Below are 23,508 nucleotides of genomic sequence, written 5' to 3'. Positions count from 1 at the left end.
CATCATGAAACTGAAAATTATCGCCGCGCTGAGCCTTGCCGCTCTCTCGGCCGCCATGCCCGCAGCGGCGAGCGCGCAATCGGCAACGCCCATCCTCGTCGCCATGTCGGCCTATGTCGGAGAGCGGGCTGGAGACGACGCTGCGACGCAGATTGCGGCGAAGAAGGCACATTATGCCAGGCATCGCCATCATAAGGGCAAGTGCAAGGATTGCGCCGACTGCCCCGATTGCAAGGATTGCGACGAAGCGGCCAGGAAAGTCGTGACGCAGGAAGAGCGCGCGGGGATCTGCGATCCCTTGGCCCACGCCAAAAAGGATAAGGCCGGTGCTTGAGCGCGTCTGCCTGTTCGCCGTGACGGCCGCGCTTGCGGCCGTCACACCTTCCATCGCCTTCGCGCAAAAGCTTGGCCAGGGCGGGACGGGCGTCGACGAGACGACGCAACTGCCCCAATGCCCGGTGCCGCTCGGCGTCGCAGCGCTCGTAGAAACGAAAGCTGCGGACCCCGCCGACGCCCTTTCCCCGCAATTGCAGGCACTGATGCGTATGGCGGAAATGCAGAATGGCGGATCGACCGCCCGCGTCGATGCCCTTCCTCTGGTCAAGCTCATGATCGCACGTTCGAACTGCTTCCGCGTAGCCGATCGCGGGGAGGCTTTCAGCGCGCTCGAGCGGGAGCGGGCGATCGCCGGCGCGACCGCTGCCACCCGGCCCGTTACCAAAGCTGATTATCTGATCGAGGTGAAGGTGGTCTATTCCGATGCCAAGTCCCGCGAGTCCGGTGGCGGCATCGGGGGTGTCTTCGGCGGTGCGGTCGGCCTAAAATCCAAGACGCTCGAAAGCCAGGTCCTCATGACCCTGGTCGACGTCAACACCGGCATCCAGGAGGCGGTCGCCAGTGGCTCGGCGCGCAAGAAAGACGTCGGTGTGATCGGTGGGGGTGTCCTGCTCGGGCTTGGTGTAGGCGCTCTGGGCGGCAGCTATGCCTCGACCGACATCGGCAAGATCACCACGCTTGCGACCCTCGATGCCTTCAGAAAGCTCATCGGGGACGCACGGCCGCGCCTTGAGCCAAGGCTCGTGCCTGCGACGCCGCCTGCTGCCGCACCGTCCACGCCGACGACGCAGCCGCTTCCCTCCAGACCGCAATGACCGGGAAATGCGATGATCGCTAAGAAATCGATCCAGACGGTTCAGACGTCATGAACATGATGGCCGGCTTCGGGCTTACACCCTGTCCCTACTGCCATCGTGCGATGATGCCGTGGGAGCCCGGTCACCGCATCCACCGTTGCGAGACATGCCGGCGACCGCTGGTGCTTTTCCGGCTGCTTTTCCAGAGCCGGACGTGGAGGATCGCGCCGCTTGCGGCCGTAATTCACGCCGGTGCCGCACTCGCACTCATACTGGGGGTGGGCACGGCCATCCTGCTCGATGCACCGCCGGCATGGCTGGTGTTCGCGGTCGCGCTGCCGATCGCCGCCCTCGGGGCGATCGACATAGCCGATGGCTGGCTTGCCTGTCGCACGGGCATCGGACGGCTGTTCCTGAAAATCAGGCGCGGACGTGCTGCACGAACAATCGGCATGCTACGCATTGTCTTCGGTCTCGCTGGATGCGCGGTTGCCGTGATCGGCATCATGCTGTTCGGTGAAATACACGGCGCGCCATTAGGCTCGGCTCCGCCTCCCGACGTTCAAACCACAAGACCATGAACCCTGAGCGGCCTCCCGCGCCCACGTCGCCGTCCCCGGATGCCTCAGCAGTTCCGGTTCGGATCACTGGCCTTTTTTCGTCGATGTTAGCGCTGATCCCGTCGCTGGCGATCGTCTGTGGCGCGTTCCTCTACTTTGCGGGCTACAGTTACATCGACACCTACCTGTAGGCGCTTGCAATCGTAGCGGCGTCTGCTCGCAAACAGCCGGTTTTCCTGCTCACGCTATCTGCCACTGGCGGGTGGCATCCTGCTCGAATTATCTGCCAATGTGCTCGCCATTATCCGGCGCTACTCGCAAACGGGGCGTCGTGCTCACGCTTTCTGCCAATGGGTTCTCCAAACCCGTCGCCGGCAGGCGCTTTTGAGAAGCAGGTTTTCAGAACAGTTTTGACAAGCAGCGGGCCGCAGAAATGCGTTGCGGTCATGGGCCGCCGGCAAGGTCGTCAGAAAGGAAGGTTTTCGCGAACAGCGGGCGGCGCATGGAACGGGCACAGATATACGTTTACGGCCCGAAGCAGTGAACCGCTCTGGCCGCGATCGTCCCGTTTGGGATCCAGTTTCGGGAAAGCTCAGGGTTTCCCAAAACCTCAATAACAGCATGAAGCGGGAATACGATCGCAGCTTGATTGCACCCGTCCACCAGCGATAGCGGTGTCACAACCGTTCGGTTGTGACACCTCAGGTGCGGCAAGCATTACAGCGGCTGAGCCTCGCCCAAGCAAGACTTTCGCTTTGGGAACAAATCGGAATCTTGGCTGTTTATGGCCAATCGGCCGGCGCTTCGGGGCATGCCTCCCTCTAGCGCCCGAGATTTAATGGCTGACCCGACCCCTGAAACGCCGAAAGGCGCACCGCCCCTCATCTGGCAGGTGCCGCCAATCACGATATGACGGACGACAGCAACAGCATCTTCTTCGCGGCGGTGAAGACGACGCGGATGCCGATGATCGTCACCGATCCCAATCTGCCCGACAACCCGATCGTGTTCGCCAACCCGGCGTTCATGAACATGACGGGCTATGGTTGGAACGAGTTGGTCGGTCGGAATTGCCGGCTGCTGCAAGGCCCAGACACCGACCAGGACACGATTTCCGAGCTGCGCCGCTCGATCGAGCAGCGGCGCGAAACCGCCGTTGAAATCTTGAACTACAAAAAGAATGGCGCGGCATTCTGGAACGCGCTGTTCATGTCGCCGGTCTTCGACAGCGAAGGCAAGCTGATCTACTATTTCGGCTCGCAGCTCGATGTAACGCGCAGGCGCGATGCTGAGGAGGGCTTGCGACAGGCTCAGAAGATGGAGGCAGTCGGTCAGCTCACTGGGGGCGTGGCGCACGACTTCAACAACCTGCTGACCGTGATCCAGGGCTTCGCCGATGTCGTCCTCAACAACATGGAGCGGGGCGGTGACTTCGACTTCCAGAAGGGCGCACGGTCGATGCGCGCGATCCTTCAAGCCTCCGAGCGCGGCGCGACACTGACCCAGCAGCTCCTTGCGTTCTCGCGCAAACAGAAGCTTCAAGGTCGCGTGGTCAACCTTGTTGATTTGGTGGATGAAATTCGCCCGTTGATCGAGCGAACCGCCGGCGGCCTCATGTCCGTCACGATCAGGCATCAGGAAACCACCTGCAACGCCAGGATCGATCCAACGCAGGCCGAGCTGGCGATCATCAACATCCTTCTCAACGCGCGCGACGCCATGCCGGACGGCGGCAAGGTGACGATCGAGGTCAGAAACCGCTCCGTTGAAAAGGGCGAGCATGGCTTCGGCGAACTGGAGCCCGGCAACTACGTCATGGTGACGATCACCGACGAGGGCACGGGCATGTCGCCGGAAGTGCTGACGCGAGTCACCGAGCCCTTCTTCACGACCAAGGATCAGGGCAAAGGCACCGGGCTTGGCCTGTCGATGGTCTATGGCTTCATGAAACAGTCCGGGGGCACGCTCAGACTCTATTCCGAGGAAGGCCACGGCACGACGGTCAGGATGCTGTTCCCGTGTGAGGATGCCAAGGCCGAGCCACAGGGTTCGAAACCGCCTCGCCAGATGGATGACAAGCGGGGCAACGAAACCGTGCTGGTGGTCGAGGACCAGATTGACGTCGGCGACTATGCCGAGACGGTGCTGTCGGAGTTCGGCTACACCGTCCTGCGTGCCGACAATGCCAGCCAGGCGCTGGAACTGCTGGACGGAGCGGGCAAGATCGATCTCTTGTTCAGCGACCTCATCATGCCCGGCGGCATGAACGGCGTAATGCTGGCCCGCGAGGTGAAGCGTCGGCGCCCGAATATGAATGTCCTGCTGACGACCGGCTATGCCGAGTCCTCGATTGAGCGGGTCGATGCGCGGGGGGCCGAGTTCGAGTTGATCCAGAAGCCGTACAAGCGCACGGAGCTGGCCACAAAGGTCCGGCAAGTCATCGACGGTCCGACCGGCGTCGGTACCCACGGAGCATAATGATCGAGAGCTATTACCGCGATCAGGCGGCGATATGTGCGCTAGAGGCCGGTAGTTCATCCCTTCCCCGCGTCAGGGAACGTGTCGCTCGCGCGCAGGAAGCATGGCTAAAGATGGCCGACCGGGCCGCGGCATCGGCCCGGATCAAGGCTGTGGGACGGACTTGATCGTGTCGATTGCCGCCGTACCCGCAACAAGATAGCCTGTTCCCGCTTTGGACCGAGAACCGCTACACTCTACCCCTATATCCCCCTTCACGCCGCCCCCCAAGGTTCAAGCGGCGATCGATGCCTATGCGGCCGGGCTCAATGCCTGCGATCCGATGCAGACCGGCTTCAAGATGACGCCGGTTGCGATGGTGGTCAGCGATCCGACACTTCCCGACTGCCCGCTAATCTACGTCAACGCCGCCTTCGAGAAGCTGACGGGATTCCCGGCCGTTGAGGTCTTGGGTCGCAATTGCCGCTTCATGCAGGGGCCGTTGACCGATCCCGACGACGTGACCCGCTTGAGGGTGCGATCGAACGGCGTGAACCGATCGAGCTGGATCTTCTCAACCACCGGCGTGACGGGACGCCTTTCTGGAACCGTCTGATGGTGGCGCCGGTGTTCTGCGAGGACGGGAGCCTGCGCTATGTTGTCGCATCCCAGATCGACGTGACGGTGGAGCGGCACCGCGTCCTGCAACTGGAACAGGACCGTGAGGCGCTGGCGGCCGAGGTGGCGCAGCGGGACGCGGACCTGGCCGCGCACAATGCGCGGTTGCGGATGGCGTTGCAAGCCGGCGGCCTCGGCACCTGGACGCTTGACCTTCCCGAGCAATTGCTGACCGCGTCGTCGGGCTGCAAGCGCGTGTTCGGGCGCCCTATGGGTGAGCCGTTCACCTATGAGGAACTGCTGGCGGCGATCCATCCCGAGGACCTGCCCGATATGCAGGCGGCGGTCGGACGCACGATTGAGCAGAACGAACCCTACAACATCGAATATCGCATCCTGGCGCCATCCGGCGAACAGCGATGGGTGTCGATCCAAGGTGAGCTTCAGCATCGGGCGGACGGAACGCCGCTCGCCATGACCGGCTTCTCGACCGATATCTCGCAGCGCAAATTCGCTGAGGAACACCGTGCCGTTCTCGCACGCGAGCTGACGCATCGGGTCAAGAACACGCTGGCGACCGTCAATGCCGTCGTCAGCCAGACTATCCGGCAAGCGACTTCGCTTGATGACGCGGCGACCACGGTGTCCGCCCGCATTGCCAACCTGGGAGCAGCGCAGGAGCTGTTGATCCAGGATGAAGTCGAAGGCGCGGCGATCGGCGACATCGTCGATAAGGCTCTGCTTCCGTTCAAGGACCGGGATGCCGCCCGATTCACCGCGTCGGGGCCGCATGTCCGGCTGTCTCCGGAGATTACCCTGGCTCTGGCGATGGCGCTGCACGAGCTGGTGACCAACGCCATCAAATACGGCGCGCTGTCGGTGCCCGAAGGCCGGGTCGCGATCGAATGGTCGATCAAGCAGCGGCGGGGTGAGCGCCACCTGTTTTTTTGTTGGGGCGAGCATGACGGTCCGACGGTTACGCCTCCCACCCGTACCGGCTTCGGCACGCGCATGATCGAGCGAATGCTGCGCCGACACGTGCGGGGAGACGCCGTGCTGCACTACCACCCGAGCGGCGTTCGGTTTGAGATCGAGGCGGCTATCTGATCGAAAGCTAGCGGCGTGGCTGCTAAGGCACGATCGTCAAAAATGACAGTTCAGGACGAACCCTCCCCGCGCTGATGCATTCAGACGGGACCATGTGCCACGTCCTTATCATCGAAGATGACTGGATCATCGCAGATCATATCGCCCAGCTGGTCGAAACAGCAGGAGCGATGTCGATCGACATGGCCGTAACGGAGGATGAGGCGGTTACTCACGCCTTGGCTCGGCCGCCCGCTGTTATCGTATCGGACGTCAGTCTCGCAGCAGGCACCGGGCCATCGGCCGTTGCCAGAATCATCGCCGAGATCGGTCGCATTCCGGTCCTCTTCGTGACCGGCGAACCTCGCGGCTTCCAGCCTTCGTCCCCGGATATGATGGTTCTGCATAAGCCGGTCGATGATCGTAAACTGATGGAAACGTTCAGGGCTATCGCGCCTCTTTCGTAGGTGTCACAACCGTCCGGGGCTGTTGAAAAAAGGCCGGATGATCTGATCGCGCCCCTGACGGGTTCCCGCTTCGACACATCGGGAGCAGCGGCCATGATGGGTGAGCAACAGCGAGGCGGCAAGGGCGCAAGTTGGCGGGTGCTGGGAGCGATGATCCCCGCCGATCACATCCTACACAGGATAGACGGGCTGATCGACCTGGGTGAACTGCGCGATGCGCTCGCCCCGCACTACAGTCGCCGTGGGCGTCCCTCGATCGCGCCCGAACTGTTGGTCCGCATGGCGCTGATCGCTCGCCTCTATGGCATCACTTCGGAACGCCGTCTGTGCGAGGAAGTCCGCTTTAACCTCGCTTATCGCTGGTTCTGCCGATTGCCGCTCGACGCGCCGGTGCCGCACCACTCGACGTTCAGCAAGAACCGGCATGGTCGCTTTCGCGATGCCGGCATCTTCCGCATCCTGTTCGAGCAAACTGTTCGGCGTTGCGCCGGCGCGGGGCTGATCGCCCACAAGGATGCCGCAATCGACGCATCGTTCGTCGCCGCTGATGCAAGCTGGCAGCGCAAGATGCGGGACGCCGACATGGACGCGCCCCGGCTTCCCCGCCCGGTTTGTGAATGGCTGGCGGATCAGGCCAATGCTCCACCGCAGGAACATGGCGTACCGCGTGGCAAGCCCGCCGAGGTGTCGCGCACCGATCCGGCGTCGGCGTGGTCTGCGCGCACAGCACGGGGCCGGTTTGGCTATGCCTTCAATGTCCTGATCGACACGCCGGGAGGGGTGGCGATCGACGTGGAGGCCAGTCCCGCCCGCTTCGCGGCGGAAGTCGATGCGGGGCGGACCATGCTGGCACGGGCTGACAATCGGTTCGGCTACCGACCAAAGCGTGTCGCGGCCGACACCGCCTATGGCAGCGCCGCGTTCCTGGCGTTCGTCACTGATCGCGGCACCATCCCGCATATCCCGGTGCTGGAACGATCCGAACAGACCAAGGGCAAATTCCCCCGCGAAGCCTTCCGCTATGAACGGGAGCAGGACCGCTATGTCTGCCCCGCTGGGAAGATACTTTCCTTTCGCGGTGCCGATCGTCGGGCTGGCTTTCTCCGATACAGCGCTAGTCCTACCGATTGCCGCACCTGTCACCTCAAACGGAAATGCACCGCGGGCAGCAATAGGTCGGTCACGCACAGCGAACATGAGGGCGTGCGCGAGCTGGTGCGCGGCGAGATGCAGACGCCGCTATTCAAGCGGTCGATGCGGTTGCGTCGGGGCGTCGAGCGGGTGTTCGCCGATGCCAAAGGCAAGCGAGGGCTGACCCGCCTGCACCTTCGCGGTCTGCGCGGTGCCGAGGAAGAGTTTCTGTTGGGTGCTGCCATTGCCAATCTCGTGCTGTTGGCCCGTTCTGACGCACGACCGGCACGGACCCGCCGCCGGCCCCCGGTGCCGGAACGGATCGACCACATGGCCCGGATCAGTCGGGGCCGGTTCGAGCAATCCTACTACGCGACAATCTTCTGACGCTGGTTAGCCGGGTTCGCGCTCGGCCGCAGGGAAGTGGCGATAGAAGGTGGAACGGCCGACCTGTAGCAGCTTCGCGACCTTCGCGGGTTTGTCGCCGGCCTTGAGCAGCTTGCGGGCGGTGTCGAGCATGTCGGGCGTCATGACCGACTTGCGGCCTCCGCCCGTACCGCCCTTTGCGCGCGCCGCTGCCAAACCGGCAATCGTCCGCTCCTTTATAAGTTCGCGCTCCATTTCCGCGACGGAGGCGAGGATATGGAACAGCAGCCGGCCGGATGGGGTGGCCGTGTCGAACCCGTCCGTCAGGGACCGGAAATCAATTTTGCGAGCGGACAAGTCGGCCGCCAGTTCGATTAGGCCCCCAATCGAACGGCCCAGGCGATCGAGCTTCCATATCACGAGCGTATCGCCAGCCCGCACGAAATTGAGAGCTTCGGTCAGACCGGGACGTTTCAACTTCGCGCCACTCACCTTGTCGGTGAACAGCTTCTCGCACCCGGCCTTGGTCAGCGCATCGGTTTGTAACGTCAGGTCCTGATCGGCGGTCGAGACACGCGCATAACCAACCAGCATGAGTCCCGTTATCCCATCTCAAACAGCGAATTTCGAGACTCATATTTCGGGAACATATTTTGGGAAAGCCTCGGCAGGGATACAGCGGATATTTATGTCGGTGCCGGTCGTCCCGTTGGAGGTTCCCATTCGGCACGTCAGGTGCCGACCAGCTAAAGACATTCCCGTCGCACCTGTGAGCGACCGCATATTCTAGAACTGGCCATTCGCGCCCTAACTCACGAATGGCATCATCTTTGCCATCTTGAATTTCCAGCGGCGCACGATCTGGAATAGAATGCGCTGCATGAGCGATTTCCTGCTTCCTGGTGCGATTGCCATCACTGCCCTGTTTTATGCGGCCGTGGGCCAAGCCGGCGCCACTGGCTATCTTGCCCTGTTCGGGCTTGTCGGCCTCGCTTCGGCCGAAATGAAGGTCTCGGCACTCGCTCTCAATATTCTGGTCGCCGCGATCGAGACATGGCAGTTCCGGCGCGCGGGATTGCTCGATTGGCGCAGCTTCTATCCCTTCGGCGTGCTCGGTATCCCCTTCTCTCTGCTTGGGGGCGCACTGCATCTGCCGGGGACCGTCTATGGCCCGGTCGTCGGATGCCTGCTTTGCCTTGCGGCAGCGCAGATGGCGTTGCGCTCTATCAGGCACGTCCCTGAAGCGGGTCTGCCGCATCATCCACCGTTTCTGCCAGCCCTCTTCGCCGGTGCCATCGTCGGTTTCGTGTCCGGACTGACGGGATCGGGGTTAGCGTCCGCGCTCGTGGTGTAATTTCCGGTGTAGATTGAGGTGATCGCATGGGGTTGGGCATGCCCAACCCCATGCGATTTCGAACTCGGTGGCCACCGGGCTCATCGGTAAGGTGGAGTTACCACACTTCACACGCCCACCGAGGAGTTGATCCCGATGACCGACGACAGACTACCGCTTGCCGAACTGATGGCGAAGACCGGAGATGGAGATTTCCTGCGTACGATCGCCGAGAGCGTATTGCAGATCATTATGGAGGCCGATGTCGACGGCCTGGTCGGCGCTGGCCGCCATGAACGATCGGGCGAACGCACGACCTGGCGCAATGGCTACCGCGACCGCAGTCTCGATACCCGGCTCGGCACGCTCAACCTCAAGATCCCCAAGCTGCGGACCGGCGCCTACTTCCCCGGCTTCCTGGAGCCGCGCAAGACTGTTGAGAAGGCGCTGGTCGCAGTAATCCAGGAGGCGTGGATTGCCGGGGTCAGCACCCGGCGCGTCGATGAGCTGGTGCAGGCGATGGGCATGACCGGGATATCCAAGTCCTCCGTGTCAAAGCTGTGCAAAGACATCGACGAGCGCGTCCATGCCTTCCTCAAGCGCCCGCTCGCCGGTGACTGGCCCTACCTCTGGCTAGATGCCACCTACCTCAAGGTGCGCGAGGGGGGACGGATCGTCAGTGTCGCCGCGATAATCGCCGTCGCCGTCAACACTGAGGGCAAGCGCGAGATCGTCGGCCTGCACATCGGCCCTTCCGAAGCCGAGCCCTTCTGGTCGAGCTTCCTCAAGGACCTCTCCCGCCGCGGCCTGACCGGCGTGAAGCTGGTCATCTCCGATGCCCACGAGGGCCTCAAGGCAGCGATCACCCGCGTGCTCAGCGCCACCTGGCAGCGCTGCCGCGTCCACTTCATGAGGAACGCGCTCGCCTACGTGCCCAAGGGCCAAAACACGGTTGTTGCTGCTGCGATCCGCCAAGTCTTCCTCCAGCCCGATCATGCGGCCGCAACTCAGGTCTGGCGTCAGGTCGCCGATCAATTGCGCGCCAGATGGCCCAAGCTCGGCGCCTGCATGGACGATGCCGAGCACGACGTGCTCGCCTACATGACCTTCCCCGAGCAGCACCGGGTCAAGCTTCACAGCACCAACCCGCTGGAACGCCTGAACAAGGAAGTGAAGCGCCGCGCCGATGTTGTCGGCATCTTCCCGAACGAGGACAGCATCATCCGCCTCGTCGGTGCCGTCCTGCTCGAGCAGAACGATGAATACCAGCTCCAGCACCGCTACATGCAGATCGAGGGCATGGCCGCCCTTGCCACACCCATAACCGAGGAGGTTCAGCCGCTACAGATTACACCCAAGGCCGCCTGAAAATGCAGCCCGATGGCCAGCACCGAAATTACACCACATTGACGGACGTGACCGGATCGGGCGGAGGCATCTTCCTTGCGCCGATCATCCTGCATTTCGGATGGGTGGAGCCACGCAGGGCCGCTGGCGTCACCGCAGCCTATAATCTCCTCAACAGTGCAGCTGCGCTGGCCGGCAGCGTCGCGACGATCGGCCGCCTGCCTCCCGCCCTGCCACTTTGGCTGGCAGCAGCCGGCATCGGCGGCCTGCTAGGAAGTGCGATCGGTGTGCGCTTGCTGCCGGCAAGTGCGATGCGCGCCCTGCTGGCTGGCCTGCTACTGATCGCCGGAGCCAAGCTTATATTGACCTGAACGATTGACATGTAACGACGGTAACATTATTCATGTCCGCATGGATAAGCCGTCATGGATTCTGCTCACGTACAAAGTGCCCGCCGAGCCGGCCAAGGGCCGTATAGGGGTGTGGCGCAAGATCAAGGCGATGGGCGCAGTCTATCTCCAGAACGGCGTCTGTCTGCTGCCGCGCAATGACGATCATATGCGTCGTCTCAAGATGCTCGAAAATGAGATCGCCGCGCTCGGTGGCGAAGCCGTGCTTCTCGAAACCGTAGGGCTCGACAAAGGGCAAGAGGAAAAGGTTATCGCCCGTTTCCGAGCCGATCGCGACGAGGAATATCGAGAGTTCCTCGGCAAATGCGCGGACTTCGAGGCGGAAATCGCCAAGGAAACGGCAGACAAGCATTTCACTTATGCCGAACTCGAAGAGAATGACGAAGACTTGAAGAAACTGCGGTCATGGCTCGCCAAGATCGCGAAGCTCGATTTCTACAAAGGCAATCTCAGCGGCGAGGCGGCGGAACGCCTCTCCGGCTGCGAAGCCCTGCTCGATCAATACTCCCGGCAGGTCTTCGAGGCACAGGAAGAAAACCGCGACGCGCCCTGACAGCGCCGCTCGCACGAAAGGAAAATATCATGACTGAAACGGACGCGCGACTGCGCGGCGCCGTGGCTATCGTTGCGCTTGCCAACTTCGCCTATTTCGGCGTCGAGTTCATCGTCGCCCGCTCGATCGGATCGGTATCGCTGCTCGCGGACAGCGCCGACTTCTTTGAAGATGCCGCTGTCAATTTCCTGATTTTCGCTGCCCTGGGCTGGACGGCACGAAAGCGGGCGAAGGTTGGCATGGTCCTTTCGGCGGTGCTGCTGGCCCCCGCGCTCGCCTTTCTCTGGACGCTCTGGCAGAAATTCGCGGCACCCGTTCCACCGGAACCAATAGCTCTCACCATCACAGGGTCTGGGGCGCTTATCGTCAACTTGTGCTGTGCCTTCGTGCTCGCGCGATTCCGCGATCACTCGGGAAGCCTGACGCGCGCTGCCTTTCTCTCGGCGCGGAACGACGCACTCGCCAATATCGGGATCATTGGCGCCGGCCTCGTGACGGTTGCGGCCCCCTCAATCTGGCCCGACATCATCGTCGGGATCGGCATCGCATGGATGAACCTCGATGCGGCGCGCGAGGTCTGGTCGGCCGCGCGCAGCGAGCATCGTGAAGCGGAGGCCTGAGCCATGCGGATCATGACCTACAATACACTGTTTGGGGGCTATGACGGGGCGGACGATCGCCGTGCGCGCATCCAGGCCGAGATTGTTCGCGATTCCGATCCCGACATCCTGCTGATCCAGGAACTCAAAGGGTTTCTCGATCAGGGCGCAAGGCGGCTCTATGAGCTGGAACGGATGCTTGGCCTTCGTGCGCTGCTCGCCCCGTCGCCCCACACCGGACAGAATGTCGGGATCATGGTGCGCGAAGGCATCGAAATCCTTTCGTTCGAGGCAGACAGCGCACATTTCCACCACGCCGCCGCTATCGCCACTCTTGGCGTTCCGGGTCTGCCGTCTCCGCTTACGGCGGTCAGCGTACACCTCTGTCCGAATGGGACGCCTGTCCGTCTCCGCGAGGTCAGCTATCTTTACGGACACGCTGCACCGCAAGGGTTTGCAATCGTCGGAGGCGACTTCAACAGCCTCGCACCCGGCGATCCCGAGCCTGACGACCTAGATAGCCTCGCTCCGCATTTCCGGGCTCGCTATGTCGATGCCAACGGTCGTATGGACCGGCGGTTGATTGCCTCACTGCTTCAGGCCGGCTTCGTCGATCTCGGCGCGCAGCTTGGGGATCGGCGCCGCACAGTGCCCGGCTCGGCGTTTCCCGACACTGAGTTTCCCACCTTCCGCTCGGACTATCTCCTCGCATCCGACGCTTTGGCTCAGCGAACGTCTGGCTTTACGACAGCCGATGCGGGCAATGCCGGTGCTGCATCCGACCATTATGCAATCTATGCTGATTTCGATTTTGGGACGGCAAGCTCTCGCCCTTAATGTCCCGCTCTCTAATTGCTTGGTAATCTGTGAGGGTACGGGCGCTTCTGTTACTCAAAAGCGCCCACGGCAAAAAGGGATGCAACGGTAAGCGCTGCCGATGCGATGATGCTCCAGATGTACCCGCTGTCAAATTGCATCTTCAATTCAATGTCCTCGACATGATTACGCGGCGAAAGATCCGGCGCCGCGCCGAACCGACGCGGAACTTTTCTCACGGTGGATGGCCATCAAGATGCCGAGCAGGATCAGCACGGTCATCATGGCTGAGCCTCCGTAAGACATGAGCGGCAGCGGAATGCCGACCACGGGTGCCAGTCCCATCACCATAGCAAGGTTGATGGACACGTAGAGGAAGATGGTGAAGGCTAGGCCGCAAGCCGTCAGGCGGGTGAAGATCGTGTCACCGGCAACGCCCAGGCGCCAGCCCCAGCGAATGAGATAGCCATAGGTGAACACAACGAAGAGACCGCCAATGACGCCCCACTCTTCCGCCATTGTCGCGAAGATGAAATCGGTATGGGCTTCGGGCAGATAGGCCAGGTGACTTTGAGTGCCATCAAGGAAGCCCTTGCCGAAGAGTCCGCCTGATCCGATCGCGATTTTCGATTGGGTGATGTGATAGCCTGTGCCCAATGGATCGCCTTCCGGATCCATGAACACCAGCACCCGGTTCTTCTGATAATCGTGCAGCATGCTCCATGCGACGGGGAGTGCGGCGAGAAGAGCGGCACCCGCTGTCACGAACCAGCGTATTCCGACACCGGCGAGGAAGATCACGAGCACGCTCGCCATGGAAATCATCATGGCGGTGCCAAGATCGGGCTGTAGCATGACCAACGCAGCGGGGACGGCGAAAAGGGCGATCGGCGCAACAAGCACCGATGGCGTGCTGACATAGATCGCCGGCAGCCGGTGGAAAAACTTGGCGAGGCTGAGCACGACGGCGATCTTCATGAACTCGGACGGCTGCAACCGTATGAAACCAAGGTCGATCCAGCGTTGCGCACCCATACCGATTTTGCCGAACAGTTCGACGATCAGCAGCAGAACGAGCGTGATGCCGTATAGCGGATAGGCAATGTCCATCCACCGAGCCACGGGGATCCGCGAAAGAGCGAACATCAACCCGGACAGCAGCACAAAGCGAAGGCCCTGGTTGGACGCCCAAGGCGAAACCGAGCCGCCGGCTGCGGAATAGAGGGTAGCAAGACCGAACAGCACGATCGCGGTCAGTGTTGCCAGCATCCCCCAGGGAAGGATGCGGATGGCTGCGGGGACGAGCGACAATGTGGTAATGCTCCAGATATTATCCTGTAGGGCGGCGGTGCCGCGCCTCTCAGGGGTGGGTCAGGCTGCCGGCTTCGCTCGCTCCGGCTGCGCCCATCGTAGGATGGCGTAACCGATGATCCCGGACAGGAACGACCCTGCCAGGATGCCGATCTTGGCTTCCGACTGGAGCAGGGCTTCGCCGGGAAATGCCAAAAGCGTGATGAACAAGCTCATCGTGAAGCCGATGCCGCACAGGAAGGCGACGCCGAGCATCTGTAGCCGGCTTGCATGGGCGGGCAGGTCCGCGAACCCCAACCGGATCGCGAGCATGGACAGTCCGAAGACGCCGATCACCTTGCCGATCAGCAAGCCGAGCGCCACGCCCAGCGTGACCGGCGCAGCAAGTGCTTCGGCGGGTAGGCTCAAGACCGGGACGCCCGCATTGGCGAGACCGAAGATCGGCACGATCAGGAAGCCAACCGGCAAATGCAGGAAATGCTCAAGCCGGTGCAGCGGACTTTTCGTTTCGCTGTCTGGACGCGCAGGGGTCCGGTCCATCGGGATAGTCAAAGCCAGGACGACACCAGCCAGCGTTGCATGAATGCCGGATCGGTAGACCAGCACCCATAGCAATATACCCAGTAGCAGGTAGGGGCTGAGACGGCGCACCTTGAACCGATTGAGGGCGATCAGCGCGGCGACCACACCTCCCGCTGCGGCAAGGTCGATGACCGACAGGTCAGCCGTGTAGAAAAAGGCAATGATAACCACGGCGCCCAGATCATCGATAATCGCCAGGGCCGTCAGGAATATGCGGAGCGAGGCCGGCACACGGCTGCCAAGCAACGAGATAACGCCAAGTGCGAAGGCGATGTCGGTGGCTGCCGGAATAGCCCAGCCACGCATCGACGCGCTTTGATTGAAAGCAACATACACAAGGGCCGGAGCGATCATGCCTCCGGCTGCTGCGATCCCTGGCAGAACACGCCTCGACCAACTCGAAAGCTGGCCATCGAGCATCTCGCGTTTGATCTCCAGGCCGACAAGCAGGAAAAAGACCGCCATCAGCGCATCGTTGATCCAGTGTCCCAGCGACAATGGCCCGATGTAGACATGAAGCAGTGCTTCATATCCCGGCCCAAGCGGAGAGTTGGCAATGATGAGCGCTGCCGCTGCCGCGCCCATCAGGACGAGGCCAGCAGAAGATTGCGCATCCAGAAATCGGCGCAGGGCACTTGGATGGATGCGGTGATGGTCCGTCATGGGTCGGCCTTGGTTGAGGGTTGCTGGCCGCCCAAAAACACCCGCTAACGCGAGCGACACAAACTGCCGAAGCCGCTGATATTCACAACACTGGTTGCGAGGGAAATTGGAAGTTTCGTTGCCGCTTATAGCTACAAGCTATAAGGCGTAGACATGCCGACGTTACAGCAGCTCCGTTACCTGGTCGCAGTCGCCGACACGCTCAATTTCAGCCGTGCTGCTCATGCATGCCACGTCACACAACCGACGCTCAGCCTTCAGCTGAAAGAGCTGGAAGGGAGGCTCAATGCGCGCCTCGTGGAGCGGACGCGGGCACGGGTGCTCCTGACCCCAGCGGGGATCGAGATCGCCCATCGGGCAAGACGCGTGCTGGCGGATGTCGATGACATAAAGGAAGTTGCCCGGCGCGACGAACAGGGTGGCCTTCAAGGCACGCTGCAAATGGGCGTGGTCCAAACCGTCGGCGCCTATGTCTTGTCCGTGGCGATGCCATCGCTTCGCGCCCGTTACCCGACCTTGCGAATTTTCGTTCGCGAGGATCGTCTGGAAAATCTCCCATCGAAGCTGTCCGATGGCACCCATGACCTGCTGCTTTTGCCCGAAACGATCGATCATCCGGATTTTATCAGCGTTCCCCTGATCCGCGAACCGCTCCAATTGGTCATGCCGACCGATCACCGGCTCGCCCAGCAAGCGGTGATAGATCCCGACGCCATCGCCGGTGAGACGATATTGGTTATGGAGCGTGGACGTCGGCTCCATGATGAGATCGCGGCGCTTTGCAATGATTTCGGCGCGGTGCAGGCGCAGGATTACGCCGGGACGACGCTCGACACTCTGCGCCTCATGGTGACCACCGGAATGGGACTGTCGCTGCTGCCAGCGCTCTATGTCCGCTCGGATGTCCTGAGGGAGAAGCTGATTGTCGCACGGCCGTTGTCGCGGCGCGCGCCTGTGCGTCAGGTCACGATGGCATGGCGCAGTTCTTCGCCGCGCAGCGACGCCTATCACCGCCTCGCTGCCGTGATAACAGAAACCTTGCTACCGTGGGCGCAGAAGGAGGCATAACCCCAAACGCGCGGCATCCCTTGATCTTTTTCGCTTCGCCTATCATAGGGCGAACGACGGTAATGGATTTCTGCCGGACCTTCGGGTCGAACCGCCCTGACAAGGGACGATGATTCCTACTTGGCGCCGCAAGGCAGCAAGGAGGAATCGTGCGCGCAACTTTTCGCAACCTGTACAATATACTCAATCTAACAGCCTTCTTTCGCGATCGACACGATCATGCGATGTCGGTCATGCGCTGGACACTGATCCTCGTCCCCATGGCCGCGCTGATCGGCACGTTGTGCGCCGCATTCCTGTGGAGCCTGGATGCGGCAACACAGGCCCGTTTCGACCATCCCTGGCTGCTCTATCTTTTGCCGGCAGGTGGCGCGGCAATCGCCCTGCTCTACCATCGCACCGGCAAGTCGGTTGAAGCGGGCAACAATCTGATCGTCGAGCAAATCCATGAGCCGGGGGGCGGGATTCCCCTGAGAATGGCCCCTTTGGTCTTCATCGGCACCATCGCAACACATCTGTTCGGTGGATCGGCAGGCCGCGAAGGCACAGCGGTGCAGCTCGGCGGCAGCCTTGCAAGCGCTGCCGCCCGACTGTTCAAACTCGACGCTCCCAGCATTCGCATTGTTTTGATGGCGGGGGTCGCTGCCGGCTTCGGGGCTGTTTTCGGCACGCCGCTTGCGGGCGCTGTGTTCGCGCTCGAAGTGCTGGCTGTAGGCCGCATCGAGTATCGCGGGATCTTGCCATGTCTGCTTGCCGCGCTGGTGGGCGACTGGACGTGCCATGCCTGGGGCATCCATCACACGCCCTACCATATCAGTAGCCTGACCAGCGGTGGGGGTGCGCTGGTTGTCGAACCACTCATTCTTGCCAAGGCGGCCATAGCAGGGGTGGCGTTCGGCCTGGCGGGGCTGGTCTTTGCCGAAGCCAATCACGCGCTCGGTGGATTCCTGAAGACGCGCATTCCCTATGGCCCTCTGCGGGCGGCCTTTGGCGGCATATTGGTCATCGCGCTGGTCTGGATTTTTGGCACACGCGCCTATCTCGGGCTTGGCGTCTGGTCTGCCATCCCCGGAGATCCGACCATAGCTGGCTTCTTCACCGGTCCTGCCGATCGGTGGAGCTGGGCGCTCAAGATGGTCTTTACGGTCGTGACCCTCAGCGCAGGCTTCAAGGGCGGGGAAGTGACGCCGCTGTTCTTCATCGGAGCCGCACTCGGCAACGCGCTGGGCTGGCTGCTCGGCGCGCCGCTCGATCTGTTCGCCGGCCTTGGTTTCGTCGCCGTGTTCGCCGGCGCGGCTAATACGCCGCTTGCTTGTACCATCATGGGTATCGAGCTGTTCGGTGCAACCCACGCCGTTCCGATCGCGGTGGCCTGTTTCGTCGCCTACATCTGCTCGGGTCATAACGGCATCTACCTGTCGCAGCGTATCGCCGTTCCTAAGCGGCTTACACGCGACCATTCCCATGGCGCTACCCTGCGCGAAGCGCGTGCCTCGCGGCGAACACGCGGGGAGAATAGCTCTTCCAACAAGAAGGAACACTGATGTCTCACAAGGTCACGCCCAGCGAGATCGGCATGATCCGCATCTACATGAAGCCATCGGACAAGGCGACCGACGGCTCGCGCAGCTTCTGGACCCGAAAGCCGCTCTACCGGCAGTTGGTCGTGCAGGCGAAGCGCGACGGCATCATGAATGCCGTCGCCCATCATACCCATTACGGTTTCAGCAACCATGGGCCAGTGATGGAGGACGGTGCTGAATTCTCTAATCCGCACCTGACGATGTGCGTCGAGCTGATCGGCCAGCGTCACGAACTGGAGCGCTTTTGCGAGGCTCATGGCGATCTGCTCGGCGGCAAAGTCATCGTCTACAAGCATCTTGAACATTGGAGCATCGGGCTAGGCGGAGTGCGGCATGAGGACGCAGCGCCCGAGGAACTTGCGTCAAGAGCTAGATGAGCGTCGGGTTTTGGCGAGGGCCGTCGGCCACAGATGCGCTTGGGAACGGCAGAATTGTCCCACAACACGTCATTTGACGGCTGAGGCAGTCCCATTATTCGATCCAAAACGGGACGATCGCGGCAAGCGCGGTTCGACCGGTTCGGTCGTAAACGTATATCTGTGCCCGTTCTATGCGCCGCCCGCTGTTCGCGAAAACTTTCCTTTCTGACGACCTCGCGGCGGGCCATGACCGCAACGCATTTCTGCGGCCCGCCGCTTGTCAGAACTGTTCTTGAAACCCGCTTCGCAAAACCGTCTGCCGGCGACGGGTTTGGAGAACCCGTTGGCAGGGAGCGTGAGCACAACGCCCCGTTTGCAAGCAGCGCCGGATGATGGCGAGCACATTGGCAGATAATTCGAGCAGCGCGGTCCCTGCCAGTGGCAGAAAGCGTGAGCAGGAAATCGGGCTGTTTGCGAGCAAGCCCCGCTATGATTGCAAGCGCCTACACCTACCTGCGATCGTTCGGGCTCACGTTCGGAGCGACGACAATGTCGACGGGTGAGGTCATGGGCCAGGGTTACACCGTCGTACTGTATCTCACTATCACACACTTTTTCGACTGGCTGTGGCGGGTGATGGTGTCGTCGCTCCTCATTTGGTCAGTTATCGCTGTTGCCCTTGGGGCACTCGTCTACGGCAAACGGAAAGGTTCGAACTCATCAGAGCTCATTCTGGAAATCCTGCACGCCGTCGCCAACCGCGTCGTCAATCTTCCTAATTACATTATCGCTGGGGGCATAGTCGTTGTCGTAGCCGTCAGCTCAGGACCGGCCGGGGTCGAAGCCGCCAAGTTCGAGCGCGAAGCGACGATTGCGAAGGTTCAGAAGGGCTGCTGCGCCTTCTATCAATCCGGCAATATTCGGGTTCGTGGCTATCCCATTGCAGAGACTTCCGACCGGATCGCGATTTATACCAATCACGGCGTACACGTTTTGCCAGCTGAGGGACTGCACATTCTGGAGAAGCCCCCGTCCAAAACCCTCCCCGGGCAGCAAGTTCGCTGATGATACTGTTTTGCCTCATCCTGGGTGACAGCACCGCGATCGGCACCGCATCCGCGCTGGCGGCCCAGGGTATCCGCTGCGAGGTCCATGCCCGCGTCGGTGCGCCGTCGGCCGAGATAGCCCGCATGCCCCGGTCGCGATCGCCAGCACCGCTCGCTCTGATTGCGCTCGGATCGAACGACCCTGAAAACCCAGCGCTCGCCCGCAATCTCACGACACTGCGCAGCCGCACGACGGCGTTTCGCGTGACATGGCTGGCGCCCTACCATGCACGCGCTTCCCGCATCGTTGCAGCAGTTGCCCGCAGCTTTGGCGATACCGTCATCCAGTTGAGCGCGGTGCCGACCGCCGATGGCGTCCATCCCGCCAGCTATCGTCCGATCGCGGCCGCGCTGGATTGGAAAAGTCTGTCTGAAAATTGGCACCATGTTGCCATTGGTTCCGCGCGACCGCCTGCGCCAGGGACAACGAGACCGACCCCGGTGCCAGATAGACGAGCCACGGTCCTCGTCATGGAATGACTGCCCGGCGGGCATGAGCATTCGCGCAGATCGTCGCAGCCGCGCAGCGCCGTAATGATCGGTTTACTTGTAAAAAGCATATTCAAAGGGTGGAGAGGTCGTTGCGACCGCTCAGCCTTTTTGAAGAAAGGGGATATGTCTTATGTTTCGACTGAATCACGATATGGCACGCCGCTTTCTGTACGTCGAATTGCGGGGTTTCTGGACGCGGGAAGTCCTAGCTCGGTTCCACGATGAGGCCCGGCTTGTATTGCAGCGTGCAATAGCCAACGGAGCAACGCCCGGCGAAGGCCATATCCTGGTCAATGCGAACGGATTTCCGGTTCAGGATCGAACGATCGCCGAGGAGATCGCGCAGTTCATTCCGCTCTATGGCAAGCTGGCCAGACGCATCGCGGTGGTCGGATCGGATTCTTCCCTTCAGCGCCTTCAGGCAAAGAGACTGATCGGTGAGAATGGCAAGTTGTTCGACAACGACGAAGCCGCGAAGACCTGGCTGTTCTCCGCCGATCGAACAGGCACTGCACATGCGGGAACGGGGCGCGCTGACATTATCACCGCGCGATCGGCACCTGATCGATCCGCGTCGTCCATGACGGGCTTTTGAACGCTCGCTTCGTATCGTAGGACTTGGTTCCGAACCCCTCGGATGCAAGGCGCATGGTATTGCGGCCGAAGCGACCGTTGAGCCCGTCGATCGCGGACAGAAGGGCAGGGGATCGCGGGTCGGGCTTTGCAAACAAGTCGGCCTGATGCGCCGCCATCCTTTCCAATCCCTCCAGCATCACCCCGCACTTGGTATAGACCCGGCCCGTCTCGAACATCGCTTCGGCCATGCGCGCGGCCATGCCGGCGATGACGCGGGGATCGTTGGTTGCCGGCGACAATCGACCGACGCGCGATGCCGATGGCGCGTTCGGTTTGAACCTGCTGCCATGCGCAAACGCGATCAGCCTCGTCGCAGCCAGACCCTGATTGCGGATTTTCTCGGCCGCGCGAACGGCGCGCCGAACCATCGCTTCGCGCAGCGCGTCCACGTCGCTCACCGGCTCCCCGAAACACCGCGTCACAGCGGTTGCCTTGGATGCCGGCGGCTCAGGCTCGAAATCGGTGCATTCCACCCCGTTCAACTCACGCACGAGGCGCTCGAGCACGACGGTCCCCACATCGCGCGCGACCTCGGGCGGAAGCGCTGCAAGATCGGCCGTGGTGCGCACGCCCAGCGGTCGCAGGCGTTGTGTCATCGCGCGCGCGATGCCCCAGACTTCCTCGACCGGCCATTGTGCGAACATGCGCTGGCGCAGTTCGACATCGTGCAGGTCGACCACCCCGCGCCAGACCTTCTCTGACGCCTTCGCCAGCGCATTGGCGACCTTGCTCAGGGTCCGCGTCGGTCCAAGGCCAATCCGGATCGGCAAGCCTGTCGCCCGCTTCACGTCCGCGATGATGCGATGCGCGCTCTCGACGTCGCCCAGTCCGTTCGCCAGGACCGGCAGGCGGAAGAAGGATTCGTCTATGCTGTAGATCTCGATGGTGTCGCTGTGATCGGCGAGCACCTGGTTGAACCTCCGGTTCATGTCCGCGTAAAGCTCGTATGAACTCGATCGGCACTGGACACCGTGCTCGCGCACGATGTCCCGGATCTTGAAAAGCGGCGCGCCCATCTTGATGTGCAGCGCCTTGGCTTCCTCCGAGCGGGCGATCGCACACCCGTCGCCGTTCGACAGCACGATGAGAGGCTTGCCCCGGAGCGAGGGATCGAAGACCCGCTCCGACGAGCAATAGAAATTCTGGACGTCCGCTATCCCCCACATCGCCTGTCTAGCCTTGCAGGTTGCGGACAGTGGCGCGCACGACGCCCCAGATCTCGACGGCTTCATCCGCGACGACTGGCTCGTATCTCATGCGAGCGTTGCGTGCCTCCAGCGTCGGCTTTCCTTCGCGCCATACCAGTTGCCTGATGACGAACCCGCCATCGACCACGGCGATGACGATCCGTCCGTTGGACGGGGTCACGTCCCGGTCGACGACGACGACATCGTCGTCATGGATGCCCGCGTCGAGCATGGAATGTCCGCTGACCCGGAACACGAAACTGGCGGCGCGATCGAGGCGCAGCAACTCGACCAGATTGACCGCCGTTTCCTCCCAATCCTGCGCGGGTGAAGGGAAGCCGGCCCCTGCTGCGCTGACGATCTTGAGGCACAGGTCAGTGGGTATGTGGGCGATCGGAACGGGACGGGAGAGGGGAATCACGCAGGTCGACATGCGCGCATGATAATCCGCAAAGGAACATCAGGGGAACGCATTTTTCCCCTTTTGTTCTTTTGCGCGATGACTCATAGAGTCATCGATGCCGATCCGCCCCGAAAACCGCTGGCTTTACCCGATCGACTGGCCGCAAATCTCGGATCATATCCGTTTCGGGCGGGCAGGGGGACGCTGCGAACAGTGCGGCCGACCGCACAAGCGGCGTGTCGCGCATCTGGGTGACGGCCGCTGGTGGGACGTCGAAGCACGCGCCTGGCGCTCCGGGCGCGGCAGGAAGGTCAAGGTTGCCACCGGCTTCTCGCTCGACCTGGTGCGAACGACCTATGTCGTTCTCGCCTGCGCGCACCTCGATCATGACCCTGGCAACTGCCGCCCCGCCAATCTCGCCGCGCTCTGCCAGCGGTGCCACATCCTCCACGACGCCGAGGAACACCGCTGGCAGCGATGGTGGAATGCCTTTCGCTTCCGAGCGCTGCGCGACCTCTATGACGATCCGGTTGCCGCCCGCCACAAACTCCAGCTAAAACAGCAACACAAGATCATTTCGATATCGATACGATAATATATCTTATGTTAAATCAATGACTTAGTTGCGGATATTAGCTCTGCCGGGTTGAGCCAGCTTGCGCAGACCAAACGCGACAAAAGCGAGAAATACGCCGCGGAAAATGAAGCTGATCCCGACGATCGTCGCGAGCATGACGAGGCTGGTCGCGGGACCAGCGAACAGCAGATATCCGCCCAGAAGAATATCGAGGACGCCCAGCGCAAGACGCCATCCGCGATCGTAAGCGCCCCGGATGGCGCTCGCGACCTGAAATATGCCCGAAACAAGCAGCCAGAAACCTAACGCCCAGACCAGGGAGATCGCGCCGGCAAAGGGATTGAACAGGATAATTCCGCCCGTCACGACACCCAGGACGCCCAGCAGCACTTCGGTCCAGCGTCCCCGATCGGACAACGACGAAACACCGGAGACAATCGCGAGGACACCGTAACCGATCAGAAACACGCCCAGGAGAACGCCCGTCGTCAACCCGGTGGCGATCGGATTGGCAAGCGCGACAAATCCGATCAAAATCACGAGAATGGCATAAGCCAGAATCCAGCCCCAGGCCGACCCTGAACGCGCTTCCGACCTTTGATCCCATGCAGTGTTGCTTGCCATGATGCGTCTCCCTTTTTCCGCACAATTCCCAAATCGGCGAA

At 61.7% G+C, this 23,508-nt stretch carries 26 protein-coding genes and 1 pseudogene; 21 read left to right on the top strand and 6 right to left on the bottom strand.

What is annotated here, in order from left to right:
• Window positions 1-4 precede the first annotated feature (4 nt).
• From CG471_RS05905 to CG471_RS05875, 8 genes and pseudogenes are all read left to right on the top strand, one after another.
• Window positions 5-334 carry a hypothetical protein gene (locus CG471_RS05905; RefSeq protein ID WP_069338477.1) on the top strand — a complete coding sequence of 110 codons (330 nt, stop codon included), beginning with the start codon at window positions 5-7 and terminating at the stop codon, window positions 332-334.
• A complete protein-coding gene (locus CG471_RS05900) occupies window positions 327-1,151 on the top strand; it encodes a CsgG/HfaB family protein (RefSeq protein WP_069338478.1) in 825 nt (274 codons plus the stop codon). The genes CG471_RS05905 and CG471_RS05900 overlap by 8 nt, the downstream gene beginning before the upstream one ends.
• 50 nt (window positions 1,152-1,201) lie before the next feature.
• Window positions 1,202-1,714, top strand: a complete 513-nt coding sequence (locus CG471_RS05895; protein ID WP_069338479.1) for a hypothetical protein — start codon at window positions 1,202-1,204, stop codon at window positions 1,712-1,714.
• An 888-nt stretch (window positions 1,715-2,602) separates the two neighbouring features.
• On the top strand, window positions 2,603-4,171 hold the full coding sequence (locus tag CG471_RS05890) for a histidine kinase famiy protein (protein WP_099231122.1): 1,569 nt from the start codon (window positions 2,603-2,605) through the stop codon (window positions 4,169-4,171).
• A gap of 322 nt (window positions 4,172-4,493) precedes the next feature.
• A pseudogene (locus CG471_RS31160) lies at window positions 4,494-4,774 on the top strand (PAS domain-containing protein); the annotation flags it as partial.
• Window positions 4,766-5,875 (top strand): sensor histidine kinase, encoded by a 1,110-nt coding sequence (locus tag CG471_RS05885; RefSeq protein ID WP_373562044.1) that lies wholly within the window; start codon window positions 4,766-4,768, stop codon window positions 5,873-5,875. The pseudogene CG471_RS31160 and the gene CG471_RS05885, both read left to right, overlap by 9 nt.
• A 92-nt stretch (window positions 5,876-5,967) precedes the next feature.
• Window positions 5,968-6,321 carry a response regulator gene (locus CG471_RS05880; RefSeq protein ID WP_180275613.1) on the top strand — a complete coding sequence of 118 codons (354 nt, stop codon included), beginning with the start codon at window positions 5,968-5,970 and terminating at the stop codon, window positions 6,319-6,321.
• A gap of 93 nt (window positions 6,322-6,414) precedes the next feature.
• On the top strand, window positions 6,415-7,839 hold the full coding sequence (locus CG471_RS05875; RefSeq protein WP_099231118.1) for a transposase: 1,425 nt from the start codon (window positions 6,415-6,417) through the stop codon (window positions 7,837-7,839).
• 6 nt (window positions 7,840-7,845) lie between these two features.
• On the opposite strand, the gene CG471_RS05870 is transcribed toward CG471_RS05875, so the two are convergent.
• The gene (locus CG471_RS05870) at window positions 7,846-8,412 is read right to left on the bottom strand and encodes a recombinase family protein (protein ID WP_075800911.1); all 567 of its coding nucleotides are present in this window, start codon (window positions 8,410-8,412) and stop codon (window positions 7,846-7,848) included.
• A gap of 286 nt (window positions 8,413-8,698) precedes the next feature.
• Between CG471_RS05870 and CG471_RS05865 the strand changes: the two genes are divergently transcribed.
• The 6 genes from CG471_RS05865 to CG471_RS05840 all read left to right on the top strand — a co-directional run bounded on the left by CG471_RS05865 (window position 8,699) and on the right by CG471_RS05840 (window position 12,897).
• The gene (locus CG471_RS05865) at window positions 8,699-9,172 is read left to right on the top strand and encodes a sulfite exporter TauE/SafE family protein (protein ID WP_099231116.1); all 474 of its coding nucleotides are present in this window, start codon (window positions 8,699-8,701) and stop codon (window positions 9,170-9,172) included.
• Between the two features lie 135 nt (window positions 9,173-9,307).
• The gene (locus CG471_RS05860) at window positions 9,308-10,519 is read left to right on the top strand and encodes an IS256 family transposase (protein WP_099231114.1); all 1,212 of its coding nucleotides are present in this window, start codon (window positions 9,308-9,310) and stop codon (window positions 10,517-10,519) included.
• 2 nt (window positions 10,520-10,521) lie between these two features.
• Entirely contained in the window at window positions 10,522-10,869 is a 348-nt protein-coding gene (locus CG471_RS05855; RefSeq protein WP_099231111.1) for a TSUP family transporter, read from the top strand.
• Window positions 10,870-10,909: 40 nt separating this feature from the next.
• Complete coding sequence (locus CG471_RS05850; RefSeq protein WP_099231109.1) at window positions 10,910-11,461, top strand: Chromate resistance protein ChrB; 552 nt, start codon at window positions 10,910-10,912, stop codon at window positions 11,459-11,461.
• 29 nt (window positions 11,462-11,490) lie between these two features.
• Complete coding sequence (locus CG471_RS05845) at window positions 11,491-12,081, top strand: cation transporter (RefSeq protein ID WP_099231107.1); 591 nt, start codon at window positions 11,491-11,493, stop codon at window positions 12,079-12,081.
• 3 nt (window positions 12,082-12,084) lie between these two features.
• Window positions 12,085-12,897 carry an endonuclease/exonuclease/phosphatase family protein gene (locus CG471_RS05840; protein WP_099231105.1) on the top strand — a complete coding sequence of 271 codons (813 nt, stop codon included), beginning with the start codon at window positions 12,085-12,087 and terminating at the stop codon, window positions 12,895-12,897.
• A gap of 165 nt (window positions 12,898-13,062) precedes the next feature.
• Here CG471_RS05840 and rodA read toward each other — a convergent pair whose 3' ends face one another.
• A complete protein-coding gene (gene rodA, locus CG471_RS05835; protein WP_099231103.1) occupies window positions 13,063-14,187 on the bottom strand; it encodes a rod shape-determining protein RodA in 1,125 nt (374 codons plus the stop codon).
• Window positions 14,188-14,247: 60 nt separating this feature from the next.
• The gene (nhaA, locus tag CG471_RS05830) at window positions 14,248-15,432 is read right to left on the bottom strand and encodes a Na+/H+ antiporter NhaA (protein WP_099231101.1); all 1,185 of its coding nucleotides are present in this window, start codon (window positions 15,430-15,432) and stop codon (window positions 14,248-14,250) included.
• A 153-nt stretch (window positions 15,433-15,585) separates the two neighbouring features.
• On the opposite strand from nhaA, the gene CG471_RS05825 reads away from it, so the two are divergent.
• From CG471_RS05825 to CG471_RS30070, 6 genes are all read left to right on the top strand, one after another.
• Complete coding sequence (locus CG471_RS05825; protein ID WP_099231099.1) at window positions 15,586-16,500, top strand: LysR substrate-binding domain-containing protein; 915 nt, start codon at window positions 15,586-15,588, stop codon at window positions 16,498-16,500.
• A gap of 149 nt (window positions 16,501-16,649) precedes the next feature.
• Entirely contained in the window at window positions 16,650-18,044 is a 1,395-nt protein-coding gene (locus CG471_RS05820) for a voltage-gated chloride channel family protein (protein ID WP_099231097.1), read from the top strand.
• Window positions 18,044-18,460: a DUF190 domain-containing protein gene (locus tag CG471_RS05815; RefSeq protein WP_099231095.1), complete on the top strand. Its 417-nt coding sequence runs from the start codon at window positions 18,044-18,046 to the stop codon at window positions 18,458-18,460. The genes CG471_RS05820 and CG471_RS05815 overlap by 1 nt, the downstream gene beginning before the upstream one ends.
• Before the next feature lie 471 nt (window positions 18,461-18,931).
• On the top strand, window positions 18,932-19,507 hold the full coding sequence (locus CG471_RS05810; protein WP_099231093.1) for a hypothetical protein: 576 nt from the start codon (window positions 18,932-18,934) through the stop codon (window positions 19,505-19,507).
• Window positions 19,507-20,028: a hypothetical protein gene (locus tag CG471_RS05805; protein WP_069338481.1), complete on the top strand. Its 522-nt coding sequence runs from the start codon at window positions 19,507-19,509 to the stop codon at window positions 20,026-20,028. The genes CG471_RS05810 and CG471_RS05805 overlap by 1 nt, the downstream gene beginning before the upstream one ends.
• A gap of 163 nt (window positions 20,029-20,191) precedes the next feature.
• The gene (locus tag CG471_RS30070; RefSeq protein ID WP_139150106.1) at window positions 20,192-20,635 is read left to right on the top strand and encodes an STAS/SEC14 domain-containing protein; all 444 of its coding nucleotides are present in this window, start codon (window positions 20,192-20,194) and stop codon (window positions 20,633-20,635) included.
• On the opposite strand, the gene CG471_RS05795 is transcribed toward CG471_RS30070, so the two are convergent.
• Window positions 20,583-21,842 carry a Y-family DNA polymerase gene (locus CG471_RS05795; RefSeq protein ID WP_069338483.1) on the bottom strand — a complete coding sequence of 420 codons (1,260 nt, stop codon included), beginning with the start codon at window positions 21,840-21,842 and terminating at the stop codon, window positions 20,583-20,585. The two genes, CG471_RS30070 and CG471_RS05795, sit on opposite strands and share 53 nt — an antisense overlap.
• A 7-nt stretch (window positions 21,843-21,849) precedes the next feature.
• On the bottom strand, window positions 21,850-22,296 hold the full coding sequence (locus tag CG471_RS05790) for a LexA family transcriptional regulator (protein ID WP_069338484.1): 447 nt from the start codon (window positions 22,294-22,296) through the stop codon (window positions 21,850-21,852).
• A gap of 85 nt (window positions 22,297-22,381) precedes the next feature.
• Between CG471_RS05790 and CG471_RS05785 the strand changes: the two genes are divergently transcribed.
• Complete coding sequence (locus CG471_RS05785) at window positions 22,382-22,861, top strand: hypothetical protein (RefSeq protein ID WP_069338485.1); 480 nt, start codon at window positions 22,382-22,384, stop codon at window positions 22,859-22,861.
• A 24-nt stretch (window positions 22,862-22,885) separates the two neighbouring features.
• On the opposite strand, the gene CG471_RS05780 is transcribed toward CG471_RS05785, so the two are convergent.
• Window positions 22,886-23,467 carry an HdeD family acid-resistance protein gene (locus tag CG471_RS05780; RefSeq protein WP_069338486.1) on the bottom strand — a complete coding sequence of 194 codons (582 nt, stop codon included), beginning with the start codon at window positions 23,465-23,467 and terminating at the stop codon, window positions 22,886-22,888.
• Window positions 23,468-23,508 lie beyond the last annotated feature (41 nt).

The organism is Sphingobium sp. IP1 (assembly GCF_002708645.1).
Taxonomy (GTDB): Bacteria; Pseudomonadota; Alphaproteobacteria; order Sphingomonadales; family Sphingomonadaceae; genus Sphingobium; species Sphingobium yanoikuyae.
This window is presented reverse-complemented; position numbering and strand designations above follow the sequence as displayed.